The 12,163-nt window shown below is 71.8% G+C and carries 11 protein-coding genes; 5 read left to right on the top strand and 6 right to left on the bottom strand.

Going from position 1 to position 12,163, the window contains the following annotated elements:
- Positions 1–17: 17 nt before the first annotated feature.
- The 3 genes from RM446_RS03855 to RM446_RS03845 all read left to right on the top strand — a co-directional run bounded on the left by RM446_RS03855 (position 18) and on the right by RM446_RS03845 (position 3,540).
- Positions 18–1,067, top strand: a complete 1,050-nt coding sequence (locus RM446_RS03855; RefSeq protein WP_311543685.1) for a DUF4192 domain-containing protein — start codon at positions 18–20, stop codon at positions 1,065–1,067.
- Between the two features lie 209 nt (positions 1,068–1,276).
- Positions 1,277–2,941, top strand: a complete 1,665-nt coding sequence (ettA, locus tag RM446_RS03850) for an energy-dependent translational throttle protein EttA (protein ID WP_311543684.1) — start codon at positions 1,277–1,279, stop codon at positions 2,939–2,941.
- 155 nt (positions 2,942–3,096) lie between these two features.
- A complete protein-coding gene (locus RM446_RS03845; protein ID WP_311543683.1) occupies positions 3,097–3,540 on the top strand; it encodes a globin in 444 nt (147 codons plus the stop codon).
- A 124-nt stretch (positions 3,541–3,664) separates the two neighbouring features.
- On the opposite strand, the gene RM446_RS03840 is transcribed toward RM446_RS03845, so the two are convergent.
- From RM446_RS03840 to RM446_RS03820, 5 genes are all read right to left on the bottom strand, one after another.
- Positions 3,665–4,894 carry an MFS transporter gene (locus RM446_RS03840; protein WP_311543682.1) on the bottom strand — a complete coding sequence of 410 codons (1,230 nt, stop codon included), beginning with the start codon at positions 4,892–4,894 and terminating at the stop codon, positions 3,665–3,667.
- A gap of 174 nt (positions 4,895–5,068) precedes the next feature.
- Entirely contained in the window at positions 5,069–5,752 is a 684-nt protein-coding gene (locus RM446_RS03835) for a glycoside hydrolase family 11 protein (RefSeq protein ID WP_311543681.1), read from the bottom strand.
- On the bottom strand, positions 5,749–5,946 hold the full coding sequence (locus RM446_RS03830; protein WP_311543680.1) for a hypothetical protein: 198 nt from the start codon (positions 5,944–5,946) through the stop codon (positions 5,749–5,751). The genes RM446_RS03835 and RM446_RS03830 overlap by 4 nt, the downstream gene beginning before the upstream one ends.
- Positions 5,947–6,369: 423 nt before the next feature.
- The gene (locus RM446_RS03825; protein ID WP_311543679.1) at positions 6,370–6,834 is read right to left on the bottom strand and encodes an acyl-CoA thioesterase; all 465 of its coding nucleotides are present in this window, start codon (positions 6,832–6,834) and stop codon (positions 6,370–6,372) included.
- A gap of 112 nt (positions 6,835–6,946) precedes the next feature.
- Positions 6,947–9,058, bottom strand: coding sequence for a prolyl oligopeptidase family serine peptidase (locus tag RM446_RS03820; RefSeq protein ID WP_311543678.1), 2,112 nt, complete (start codon positions 9,056–9,058; stop codon positions 6,947–6,949).
- A 329-nt stretch (positions 9,059–9,387) separates the two neighbouring features.
- Here RM446_RS03820 and RM446_RS03815 point away from each other — a divergent pair, with 329 nt between their 5' ends.
- Together RM446_RS03815 and RM446_RS03810 are read left to right on the top strand one after the other, a co-directional pair.
- A complete protein-coding gene (locus tag RM446_RS03815; protein ID WP_311543677.1) occupies positions 9,388–9,900 on the top strand; it encodes an HNH endonuclease in 513 nt (170 codons plus the stop codon).
- Positions 9,901–10,024: 124 nt separating this feature from the next.
- Entirely contained in the window at positions 10,025–10,228 is a 204-nt protein-coding gene (locus RM446_RS03810) for an FmdB family zinc ribbon protein (RefSeq protein WP_311543676.1), read from the top strand.
- Here RM446_RS03810 and ilvD read toward each other — a convergent pair.
- Positions 10,225–12,087 carry a dihydroxy-acid dehydratase gene (ilvD, locus tag RM446_RS03805; RefSeq protein ID WP_311543675.1) on the bottom strand — a complete coding sequence of 621 codons (1,863 nt, stop codon included), beginning with the start codon at positions 12,085–12,087 and terminating at the stop codon, positions 10,225–10,227. The two genes, RM446_RS03810 and ilvD, sit on opposite strands and share 4 nt — an antisense overlap.
- Positions 12,088–12,163 lie beyond the last annotated feature (76 nt).

The following is a 12,163-nucleotide window of genomic DNA, read 5'->3' as shown; positions in this document are numbered from 1 at the left end:
GAGGCGACCGTGGGTACATGGAACAGGACGAAGAGTCGCCCCAGGTCCCTTCCCGCCTCACCCTCTCCGGCCCCTCCGACATCCTCGCCGCCGTGCCCTACATCGTCGGCTACCACCCGAGCGACACCTTCCTGGTTCTCGGCCTGCGCGGCGACGCGCCGCGCCTGCACACCACCTTCTGCCGCGACCTCGCCGCGGACGGGGCGGACGACGACCGCGAGGCGGCCGCCGACCGCCTCGCCGCGGCCCTGCGCGACGAGGGCTGCACCGTCGCGCTCGCCGTTGGCTACGGCCCTGCGGGCGCGGTCACCGCCAACGTCGACGCCCTGCGGCGGGCCTCGGCGCGGGCGGGCATCGCGCTGCGCGAGGCGCTGCGGGTGGCCGAAGGGCGGTACTGGTCCTACAACTGCACTTCGCCCGAGTGCTGTCCGCCCGAAGGCGTGCCCCACGACCCCGCGACCTCGGCCGTGGCGGCCGCCGCCGTGGCCAACGGACTGAGCGCATGGCCCAGCCGCGAGGCCATCCGCGACCACCTCGCCCCGGCCGAGGGCGCGCGCCGCGCCCTGATGCGCGCGGCCACCCGCGCGGCCGAGGAGCGCGCCGCGCGCCTGTGCGCGCCCGGGCACCGCGACGCCTACGGGCCGCGGTTCCGCGTCGAAGGCGCGCGCGTCGTCCGCACCGCCGTCGCGGCGGCCGAGCGCGGCGCGCTACCCGAGGACCCCGGCCACATCGCCTGGCTGGGGGTGCTGCTGGGGTGTGTGCGCGTGCGCGACGAGGCCTGGTGCCTGATCGCACCCGACACCGCCGAGGCGCACCAGCGGCTGTGGCGGCACATGCTGTGCCACTGCGAGCCCGGCTACCGGGCGGCCCCCGGCTCGCTGCTGGCGGTCGCGGCCTGGGCGCGGGGCGACACCGCCCTAGCCGACGCCGCGCTGGAACGCGTGAGCCGGACCGATCCCGACTACTCCATGGCGGCCCTGGTCCACCGGGCCCTGCGTGCGGGCCTGCCCTGGCGCGGCTACCCTCCGGAGAGCCTGCAGGCGGCCTGGCCGCTGGAGGCCCCGTGACGGCGGGACGCCCTCCACCGTCGATCTTGTAGCCATCGTGAGGGAAAGCGATTTCCGTATACGATAGCTACAAGATCAACGGAGGGTCGGGCCTTGTGGGCCGGTGTTCATCCGGACCGGCGTCGCACGGGCGACGGGTACCGGGCGACGGGTGCCGTCCGTTCCCGCGACTGGTCTTAAGCCCCTGCGCCACGCCCTAGGCTGGAAACATGCCGGAGTTCATTTACAGCTTGCAGAACGTGCGCAAGGCGCACGGAGACAAAGTCGTCCTCGACGACGTCTCGGGGCAGTTCCTCTACGGTGCGAAGATCGGTGTGGTCGGGCCGAACGGCGCGGGCAAGTCCTCGCTGCTCAAGCTCATGGCCGGGGTCGAGCAGCCGTCCAACGGCGAGGCCCGGCTCATGCCCGGCTACAGCGTCGGCCTCCTGGCCCAGGAGCCCCGCCTCGACCCCGACAAGACGGTCCTGGAGAACGTCGAGGACGGTGTCGCCGAGACCAAGGCGATGCTCGCGCAGTTCAACGAGATCGCCGAGAAGATGGCTACCGACTACTCCGACGACCTGCTCGCCGAGATGGGCCGGCTCCAGGAGCAGTTGGACCACCGCAACGCCTGGGACCTCGACAGCCAGCTCGCCCAGGCCATGGACGCGCTGCGCTGCCCGCCGCCCGATGCCGACGTCACCACCCTCTCCGGCGGCGAGAAGCGCCGCGTGGCGCTGTGCCGCCTGCTGCTGGAGCAGCCCGACCTGCTCCTGCTCGACGAGCCCACCAACCACCTGGACGCCGAAAGCGTCCAGTGGCTGGAGTCCCACCTGGAGAACTACGCCGGGACCATCATCGCGATCACTCACGACCGCTACTTCCTGGACAACGTCGCGACCTGGATCCTCGAGCTCGACCGCGGCAAGCTCTACCCCTACGAGGGCAACTACACCACCTACCTCGACACCAAGGCCGCCCGCCTGAAGGTCGAAGGTCAGAAGGACGTCAAGCGGCAGAAGCGCCTCTCCGAGGAGCTGGAGTGGGTCCGCTCCAACGCCAAGGCCCGCCAGACCAAGAGCCGCGCCCGGCTGCAGCGCTACGAGGAGATGGCCGCCGAGGCGGCCAAGACGCGCAAGCTCGACTTCGAGGAGATCCAGATCCCGCCGGGCCCGCGCCTGGGCACCAGCGTGGTCGACGCTCAGAACCTCACCAAGGGCTTCGGTGACGTCGTGCTGATCGATGGCCTGAACTTCTCCCTGCCGCCCAACGGCATCGTGGGTGTCATCGGCCCCAACGGTGTCGGCAAGACCACCCTGTTCAAGATGATCGTCGGCGAGGAGAAGCCCGACTCCGGGTCCATCAACGTCGGCGACACCGTGCAGATCTCCTACGTCGACCAGTCGCGCGCCCGCATCGCCGGTGACAAGAACGTCTGGCAGGTGATCTCCGACGGCGAGAGCTTCATCCGGGTGGGCAACGTCGAGATTCCCAGCCGCGCCTACGTCGCCGCGTTCGGTTTCAAGGGCTCCGACCAGCAGAAGCCGGCCGGGGTGCTCTCCGGCGGCGAGCGCAACCGCGTCAACCTCGCGCTCACCCTCAAGCAGGGCGGCAACCTCCTGCTGCTGGACGAGCCCACCAACGACCTCGACGTCGACACCCTCGGCTCGCTGGAGAACGCGCTGCTGGACTTCCCCGGCTGCGCGGTGATCACCAGCCACGACCGCTGGTTCCTGGACCGCGTCGCCACCCACATCCTCGCCTGGGAGGGCGGCTCGGACTGGTTCTGGTTCGAGGGCAACTTCGAGGCCTACGAGAAGAACAAGATCGAGCGGCTGGGCGCCGACGCAGCGCGGCCGCACGCGGTGACCCACCGCAAGCTGACCCGCGACTGACCACCGGACGGCAAACCTCCGGCACCGGTTTCTCCGGGGGCGGCGCGCTTTTGCGCCCGCCGCCCCCGGAGCGGCCGCCGCCCGCTCCGCCGGTGATCGGCAGGGGGACGCGGACTCGCGTCGCGGTGCGCCACCGCATAGGCTAACCATCGACTATGACTTCCCCGCGCGAAGAACCCCAGACGTTCTATGACGCCGTCGGCGGCGAGGAGACCTTCGTCCGCCTCGTCCGCCGCTTCTATGAGGGCGTGGCCGAGGACCCCGTTCTGCGGCCGCTCTACCCCGAAGAGGATCTCGCTCCCGCCGAGGAGCGGCTGTGCCTGTTCCTCATGCAGTACTGGGGCGGCCCCCGCACCTACAGCGAGCGGCGCGGCCACCCGAGGCTGCGCATGCGGCACTTCCCCTTCCGCGTCGGGACGCGAGAGCGCGACCACTGGCTGGCGCACATGCGCGCCGCGGTCGACGAGCTCGACCTGCCCGAGTCGCTGGACCGCCAGCTCTGGGAGTACCTGGTCTACGCGGCCCACAGCATGGTCAACGCGCCGGACGAGGCTCCCGGCGGCGAGACCCGGCTGGGCGTGCAGACGCCTCCGGAGTAGGCCCGCCGGCGCCCCGGACGCGCCCGCCGTCGGCCGGATCGCGGGGCGCCGTCGTCGCGCCAGGGGCTGTTGATCTTGTAGCCATCATCACTGGAAATCGTTTTACTTCACGATAGCTACAAGATCAACGGGAATGCCGGCACACTCCGCGGGCGCGGGCGCCTGCCGGGACCACTGCCGCCGCAGCCGCGCAGAACAGGGCCGCCGCGGCATAGATCGCGTCGATTCCCAGCCACGTGATCACCACGCCCATGAGCACGGGAGTCAGGGTGTTGCTCAGGGCCTGCAGCGAGTTCTGTGCGGCCATCGCACGCCCGGACCAGGCCATGCCTGCGGTTTCGGCGACGGCAGTGAAGGTCAGGCCGTTGTGGCTCACCGCGAGAACCAGGCAGGCCAGGAGCAGCGGCACCGAGGCCTCGGGGACGAGCGCAGGGGAGAGGGAGAGCAGGAGCAGCGCCGCCGCGGAGAGGAGCGCGAGCACCCGTACCGGCCGCAGGCGGTTGCCCATCCGGTCGGACACGACGCCCAGCACCATGCGGCTCATCGCGCCGCAGGCCTGGGTCACCGCCACGGCGGCGCCCGCGGACGGCGCCGACCACCCGTGTTCGCTCACCAGGTAGACGAGGGCGTAGGTCATGACGCTGAACTGCGGCACGCCGAGCAGCATGCTCGCGCCGTGGACGCGCCAGATCACCGCGTGCCGGTAGGGCGAGCGCGCGGTCGTCTCGGCGAGGGAGTCGCGGTGGGTCGGCGACGAGCCCGCCTCGGCGCCCCCATCGGGGGCGGAGTCCGCGGTCCGGGGAGGGCGGGCGAAGACCAGTACCAGCGGGACCATGCCGACCGCGAGGACGGCGGGCAGCGTCATCGCGGCGACGAAGCCCCAGCGCTCGGCGACGAGCGGCATCAGCGCGGCCGATCCGCCGATGCCGAGGGGTTGGGCCGTCTGCCGGATGCCCATCGCCAGACCGCGCCGGCGGACCTCGAACCACGACATCACCAGGCGTCCCCCGGCGGCGTTGACCGGACCTCCCGACGCGCCCACGCACACCAGGACGGCTCCGGCGCCGAACACGCCGTCGGCGGTGCCGAGCAGCGCGAGGCAGCCCGCGGTCAGCGCCAAGCTGACCGCCATCGTGAAGCGTTCGCCGTAGCGGTCGATGACGACGCCCCAGCCGAACAGGGTCGTCAGCAGCCCGAGCGCGGGCAGTCCGGCCAGCGTCCCGGCCTGGGCGATGCTCAGCCCGAACTCCTCCCGCAGCGCGGGCAGCACGAACGGCACCCCGAACAGCGCCCCGACGCTCGCGATCTGCGATACGACGGCGATACACAGGATGATCCAACGCCTGTTGCCCACCGGGCCAGCCTAGTCAGCACCGTTGACCGCGGGCCGGGGGCCGGGGGCGGTGCGCAAAGCGGCGGGAAGCACTGTGGCGGGGGGGGGGGGGGCCGCGCCCGCCGCGCCACAGGTGCGGTTCGGGTGCAGGGGTGGGGGATCAACCGGCGGCGTCGTGCGCCGGACTTCGGGGGGTCAGCTCACCGAGATGTCGGAGCTGCCGCTGCTCTGGTACCCCTCGGTCGCCATGATCATGTAGTAGGCGAAGTCGCCGAGGTTCATGCCGTTTCCGGCCCACGCGTTGAAGTGGTTCCCGGTGGTGATGTTGCCGCCCGTCCTCCTCGACTGCCGGACGCTCCAATACTGGGGGAAGGTCGCGGTTCCTTCCACGGAGGGGGCGTCGTAGCGCATCGTGCGGTAGATGTCGTAGGTGCCGCCGTCGCTGTTGACGGCGCCCCGGTACTCGCCTTCAGGGCGGTAGGTGCCCCAGTTGTCGACGATGTAGTACTCGACGAGCGGGTTGGACGTCCACCCGTAGAGGCAGAGGTAGCCGTTGCCGGACGGATTGAAGCTGCCGGAGTAGTTCACGGTCCGGTATCCGCCGTTGCTCCAGCCCTTGCCGCAGACGAAGTTCCCGGTGTCCTGCCAGGACATCCGGTAGCTTCCGCCGGAGCTCAGGGTCATGGACACCCAGCCGCCGCCGTCGGACCAGAACGAGTAGTAGTAGCCGTTATGGGTGCCGGTCTGGTTGGAGGTGATGGTCGTGTCGGCGAGGGCCGTCCCCGGCAGCATCGCCGCGGCGGGCACGGCCGCCGCTATGGCGCCGGCGCCGGCGATGAGTCTCCGGCGGCTGACCCCGTGGTCCTCGGGCTCGGTCATATGCGTGTCTCCTCCTGGTCGAAGCCGGCTGGGCCGGACTTTGGGGGATGCGGCCCGACGGTGTTCCGGCGGCCGGGGGTGCGGCGCCGGGCGTCGGCGCCGGACGGTGCGGCGGGGACGACCCGCTCGCGTCCGGTCGACGGCCGCAGGGGCGGGTCGCCGTGGGCGGCCCTGGTCGACGTCGGTTCGGTCACGAGACAGACAGTGTTGGCCCGGTTCCGGTAGGTTGTCAATACTTTCCGGAAATATTGCGGTAACAAGGGTTACGGCAGCCTGCCGGAAACTGAGCCGTTTGTGCTGTTCATCGGCCCAGCTCGGCTGTGGGGGCGCTCGGCGCGCTGAAAGGATCGTCGAATCGGCGGCCGTGGCCGCGTTCGGTTTCCGAAAACTTTCGGGTTGAAGATGCGCTCGGGGGCGCCCCGCCGATTCCCGGGCGGTCGTTCCGCGCGAAGACCATGCGGCCGGTGCCGCGCACCCCGCAAGCGCACGGGCGGAAGTGCAGGCGGAGGTGCCCCGCGGAACACACGCAGGGCTCGGGCGCCCGCCGCGGCGGCCGCCGGACCGGAGTCCGGGCATGCCAGGGCGCCGGGCACCGCCCGGCGCGGTGGAAGGCGGGCCTAGAACTCGGCCTCGGTCAGCAGGAAGCCGTCGAGGTAGTCGCGCTCGGCCTGGTCGAGGCGGCGGATGGCCTGGCCCTGCACGTCGTAGCCGACGAGGACCGAGACCGCGCGGGCGTAGACGTGGTCGTCGTCGCAGATCTGATAGGCCAGCCGGAAGCTGGCGTTGCGGACCTCGGTCACCCGTGTCTCGACGCGGAGCGGCTCGCTGCGAAGCAGGATCGGCCTGAGGTAGTCGATCTCGTGGCGGGCCACGACCAGCCCGCCGAACGGGCTGCCCCCCTCGGTGCCGAAGTCCGGCCGCAGGAAAGCGATGCGGGCGTCCTCGAGGTAGGTCAGCATCCGCACGTTGTTGACATGGTTCAGCGGATCCAGGTCGGCGAAGCGCACCTGCGCGTGGAACACGTGCGGGCGCTGCCCGCGGCCCGGCTTCGACGCGTCAGCCTGCGTAACGGCCTCCACCACTGCGGTCCACCCTCCCGACGGCGCGACTCGGCGGGCACGAACATCTCCGTGCCCGCCTGCCACGCTATCGGCCCCCGGGTCCCGCACGGCCGCCGGGCCCGCACCGCTGCGTTCACGCTGCGGCGCTGACCAGCCCCGTGAAATGGGCGAGGAAGGCCAACTGGTCGGCGCTGAGGCCGACCGTGCGCGAGACGGCCCGGTTGCTGTGCCCGACTTCGGACTCCCTGCGCAGCAGGACGGGCCGCTCCCGCAGCGGTGCGCCGGTCGCGTGCTGCAGGGCGGCGCACATCTTCCGGGCGTGCATGGGATCGACCCGGCTGTCGTTGTCGAAGACGGTGAACAGGGTGGCCGGGTACACGGTGCCCTGGGCCACCCGATGGTAGGGGGAGTAGTCCAGCAGCCAGCCGAGCGCCTCGGGATCGGCCGCGCTGCCGTACTCCACGTTCCACAGTTCGCCCAGCCCGAAGTTCTCGTAGCGCACCATGTCCAGCAGCGGGGCCGAGCACACCGCCGCGGCGAACAGGTCGGGCCGCTGCGTGACGGCCGCCCCGACCAGCAGGCCGCCGTTGCTTCCGCCCATCACCGCGAGCTGACCCGGTGTGGTGCGCCCGGACTCGACCAGGTGCTCGGCCGCCGCCGCGCAGTCGTCGAAGACGTTCTGCTTTGCGCCGAGCATGCCCGCGCGGTGCCACTCCTCGCCTTCTTCCAGCCCGCCGCGCAGGTTGGCCACCGCGTAGACGCCCCCCGCGCGCACCCAGCTCAGTGCGGTCGCGGAGTAGCCGGGCGTCATCGCGATCCGGAAACCGCCGTAGCCGTAGAGGATCGCCGGGCGGGGACCCTCCCCGTCGGCGGGGGAGACCACCAGCATGCGCACCGCCGTGCCGTCGCGCGAGGTGAAGGCCACCTGCTCGGTGCGGACGTCGGGCACCTCGGGCGCACCCGGGGCCGCCGCCCACTGCGACAGCCGCCCGATGCGCGCGTCGTAGACGTAGACCGACGCCGGCGAGGTGGTGTCGGTGTAGCCGAACCACGCCTCGTGCCCGCCTTCCGGGCGCGCCGTGAACCCGCCGACCGATCCCAGTCCCGGAAGCTCGACCGCGCCGCGGTGCCCGCCGGTCTCAAGGTCGTGCACGCTGACCTCGCTTATGGCGTGGCGCTGCCACGAGACCAGCAGCACGTCCCTGCCCGGTTGCGGCCCGTCCAGAACCGCGAAATCCATTAGAACGGCGTCGGGGTCGGCCGCCACGAGCGTGCGCCAGTGCTCAGGGCCGGGGGTGCGCGGGTCGGCCACGCACAGCCGCCCGCGCGGCGCGCCTCGGTCGGTGAACACGTACATCCGCCCGTCGCGGCCCACCGACGGAAGGGCCTCGGCGTCGTGGCCCTCCTGTACCGTGACGAAGCGCGGCCGCTCCCAGCCGTCCTCGGCGAGGTCGGCGATCCAGGCGTCGTTGCTCGCCGACGTCCCCTTGGCGGCTGTCAGCACCAGCCAGCGCCCGTCCCGGCTGACCTCGACTCCGTAGTGCTCGGTCTTGTCGCGGCCCTCGCCGAACACCAGCACGTCCCGCTCGGTGGGCGTGCCGACGCGGTGCAGGTAGACGCGGCGGTGGTACTGCTCGTCGCCCTCGGGCACCTGCGCGGGCGCGAGGCGGCGCACGTAGTAGAACGCCTCCCCGCCGGGCAGCCACGCCACCGGCGAGTAGCGGCACCGTTCGATGGGCCCGTCGACGACCTCGCCGGTGCCGACGTCCATGACCCGCAGCAGCGACTCCTCGTCGCCGCCCGCCGAGAGCTGGTAAGCCAGCAGCCGCCCCTCGGGATCGGGCCGCCAGGAGTCCAGCGTGGTGCCGCCGGTCGGATCCAGCGCCACCGGGTCGATCAGCGGGCGCTCGGCGGCCGAGCCGGAGCCGGAACCGGGTTCGGCCAGGTACAGCACCCCGTGCTCCTGCCCGCCCGTGCGCCGCATGTACAGGCAGCGGTCGCCCCGCCAGGCCGGCGCGCCGACGAAACCCGCGCCCAGCAGCGCCCGGATGTCGCCGGCGAACTCCTCGCGCCCCTGCCACCGCGTGGCCCGCTCGGCGTACAGGGCGTCCTGGGCGTCGCTCCACTCCTTCGCCTCCGGCGAGCGGGCGTCCTCCAGCCAGCGGTAGGGATCGGAGACGCTGCGCCCGTGCAGCACCTCGACGCAGTCGGTGCGCTCGGCGGCGGGATAGCGAGGTTCAGGCATGTCCAGAACTCTATCCGCCCGGCGCGGCGCGCCTCGGACACAGTCGTACGTCCGGGCATGACCATGGATTACCCGGTGGTTTTCGCCGCCTACACATAATTGGGGTGGCGGCGGAGCGGTCCGACCAAGCACACTGAATGCGGGACGTTACTCGGCGGGAACCACCCACGGGAGGTCCGTGTGGCAACGCGAACACCACCGGTCATCCGACCGGTCGACAAGGAGGCCTCCTGGCTGGCCGATCGGCTTGCCGGGGATGAGACACGGCCGCTCGCAGCGGCGGCCGGGGAGAAGCCGTGAGCGGCGCGCGCAGTACGGAGGGCGGCTCAATGTATCGCCATGTTCTGCTGCTCAACGCCAGCTACGAGCCGCTGACCACCGTACCGCTTCGGCGGGCGATCCTGCTCGTGCTCCGGGACAAGGCCGAGGTGGTGCACGGCGACGCCGGCGGCACCGCCCTGCACTCGGCCACCACCGCGCTCTCGGTGCCCTCGGTCATCCGGCTCCGACGCTACATCAGAGTGCCCTACCGGCGCCGCGTGCCCCTGACACGGGTGGCGCTGATGCGCCGCGACGGCAACCACTGCGCCTACTGCGGAAAGCGGGCCGAGACCATCGACCACGTGATCCCCCGAAGCCGGGGCGGTGCCCACGTGTGGGAGAACGTCGTGGCCTCCTGCAAGCCGTGCAACCACCGCAAGGCCGACCGGCTGCTCGACGAGCTCGGCTGGAAGCTGAACGTCACCCCGACCGTCCCCCGCGGGCTGCACTGGCGGCTCATCAACGGGGAGAACCACGGCGACCCGCAGTGGGCGCCGTACATGGCGCGGGCGGCCGCCTGACCCGCCGGTCCGCCTCTGCCCCGGGGCTCCTGAGCCGGGCGGGCGCGGGCGGCGACGCACGGTGCGGCGCCCGGCGGCGGGCCCGAAGGGTCCCACCCGCGGCCGGGCGCTTATTCTTGTGCACATGCCACGCTATGAGTTCCGCTGCCGCGAATGCGGTGAGACGTTCGAGCGCTCCCGCCCCATGGCGGAGTCTACCGAGCCCGCGGCGTGCTCCCGCGGCCACGACGACACGGTCAAGCTGCTTTCCACCGTCGCCGTCGGCGGTGTCGCCCAGGCGCCCGCCGCCGCGGGCGGATGCTGCGGCGGCGGGTGCTGCGGGGGTTAGCCCTCGATCTGGGCGACGTCGCGCGCCGCGCCGGTGGAGGCCGAGGTGGCCATCGCGGCGTAGGCGCGCAGCGCCTGGGTGACCGGGCGCTCCCGGTCCCGGGGCCGGTACGTGCCCAGCTCGGCGAGCAGCTCGGCGCGCCGGGAGTCCAGCTCCGCGCCCCCCACATCCAGCCGCATCGAGCGGTTGGGGATGTCGATGACCACGGTGTCGCCGTCGCGCACCAGGGCGATGTCGCCGCCTTGGGCGGCCTCGGGAGAGGCATGGCCGATGGACAGGCCCGAGGTCCCTCCGGAGAACCGGCCGTCGGTGACCAGCGCGCAGGCCTTGCCCAGGCCGCGGCCCTTCAAGAAGCTCGTCGGGTAGAGCATCTCCTGCATTCCGGGGCCGCCCTTGGGGCCCTCGTAGCGGATGACGACGACGTCGCCGGGCGCGATCTGCTTGTTCAGGATGCCGTCGACGGCGTCCTCCTGGCTCTCGAACACCTTCGCGGGGCCGGTGAAGGTGTAGAGCTCCTCCTCGACGCCCGCCGTCTTGACGATGGCGCCGTCGGGCGCGAGGTTGCCGTAGAGGACGCACAGCCCGCCGTCGGTGCTGTAGGCGTGAGGGACGTCGCGGATGCAGCCCTCCGCGCGGTCGGTGTCGAGGGTCTCCCACCGGGTGTCCTGGGAGTAGGCCTTGGTGGTGCGCTTGCCGCCGGGCGCCGCGTGGAACAGGTCCCGGGCGTCCTCGTCGCAGGTGTCGAGCGTGATGTCCCAGTGGGCCAGGTACTCGCCGAGGGTGGCGCCGTGCACGGTCGGCACCGAGGTGTCCACCAGTCCGCCGCGGGCCAGTTCGCCCATGATGGCGGGGATTCCGCCCGCTCGGTGCACGTCCTCGATGTGGTACTTGTCGGTGTTCGGCGCGACCTTGCACAGGCAGGGCACTCGGCGCGAGAGTTCGTCGATGTCGGGCAGGCCGAACTTCACGCCCGCCTCGGTGGCCGCGGCCAGCAGGTGCAGGATGGTGTTGGTGGAGCCGCCCATGGCGATGTCCAGCGCCATCGCGTTGGCGAACGCCGCCGGCGAGGCGATGGACAGCGGCAGCACCGAGGAGTCGTCCTCCTGGTAGTAGCGGCGGGCGACGTCGACGACCTTGCGCCCGGCGCCCTCGTAGAGCCGCTTGCGGTCGACGTGCGTGGCCAGCACCGTGCCGTTGCCCGGCAGCGCCAGTCCCATGGCCTCTGTCAGGCAGTTCATCGAGTTGGCGGTGAACATGCCCGAGCAGGAGCCGCAGGTGGGGCAGGCGGCCTCCTCCATCTCGTCGAGCTGGGACTGGGAGACGCTCTCGTCGGCCGAGGCGACCATCGCGTCGATCAGGTCCAGCTTGCGCTCGGTGACGGCGGTGCCGTTGACCACCGTCGCCTTGCCGGCCTCCATCGGCCCGCCCGAGACGAACACGGTGGGGACGTTCAGCCGCATCGCCGCCAGCAGCATGCCCGGCGTGATCTTGTCGCAGTTGGACACGCACACCAGCGCGTCGGCGCAGTGGGCGTTGACCATGTACTCCACGGCATCGGCGATCACCTCGCGGCTGGGCAGCGAGTAGAGCATGCCGCTGTGGCCCATGGCGATGCCGTCGTCGACGGCGATGGTGTTGAACTCCCGGGGAACCCCGCCGGCCTCGCGCACGGATCCGGCTACGACGTCGGCGACCTCGCGGAGGTGGACGTGGCCGGGAACGAACTGCGTGAAGCTGTTGGCAATCGCGACGATCGGCTTGCCGAAGTCCTCGCGTTCCACGCCGGACGCGCGCATGAGGGCGCGCGCGCCTGCCATGTTCCTGCCGTGGGTGACGGTGCGTGAGCGCAGCGCGGGCATGGGGTGCTCCCATCGACGCCAGGGGCGTTGACGACATGTGTTCCCCTCCGATGGTAGCCCCGCCGAGGACCGGAAA

This window comes from Streptomonospora wellingtoniae (assembly GCF_031845375.1).
In the GTDB taxonomy this organism is placed as follows: Bacteria; Actinomycetota; Actinomycetes; order Streptosporangiales; family Streptosporangiaceae; genus Streptomonospora; species Streptomonospora wellingtoniae.
The sequence above is the reverse complement of the archived record's forward strand: the minus strand, read 5'-3'. Positions and strand labels throughout refer to the sequence as shown.

What these genes read in the sequence shown, in the direction of transcription:
- RM446_RS03855 (WP_311543685.1), top strand. Translation starts at nt 18, where the DNA reads ATGGAACAGGACGAAGAGTCGCCCCAGGTCCCTTCCCGCCTCACCCTC.
- ettA (WP_311543684.1), top strand. Translation starts at nt 1,277, where the DNA reads ATGCCGGAGTTCATTTACAGCTTGCAGAACGTGCGCAAGGCGCACGGA.
- RM446_RS03845 (WP_311543683.1), top strand. Translation starts at nt 3,097, where the DNA reads ATGACTTCCCCGCGCGAAGAACCCCAGACGTTCTATGACGCCGTCGGC.
- RM446_RS03835 (WP_311543681.1), bottom strand. Translation starts at nt 5,752, where the DNA reads ATGACCGAGCCCGAGGACCACGGGGTCAGCCGCCGGAGACTCATCGCC.
- RM446_RS03820 (WP_311543678.1), bottom strand. Translation starts at nt 9,058, where the DNA reads ATGCCTGAACCTCGCTATCCCGCCGCCGAGCGCACCGACTGCGTCGAG.
- RM446_RS03815 (WP_311543677.1), top strand. Translation starts at nt 9,388, where the DNA reads ATGTATCGCCATGTTCTGCTGCTCAACGCCAGCTACGAGCCGCTGACC.
- RM446_RS03810 (WP_311543676.1), top strand. Translation starts at nt 10,025, where the DNA reads ATGCCACGCTATGAGTTCCGCTGCCGCGAATGCGGTGAGACGTTCGAG.
- ilvD (WP_311543675.1), bottom strand. Translation starts at nt 12,087, where the DNA reads ATGCCCGCGCTGCGCTCACGCACCGTCACCCACGGCAGGAACATGGCA.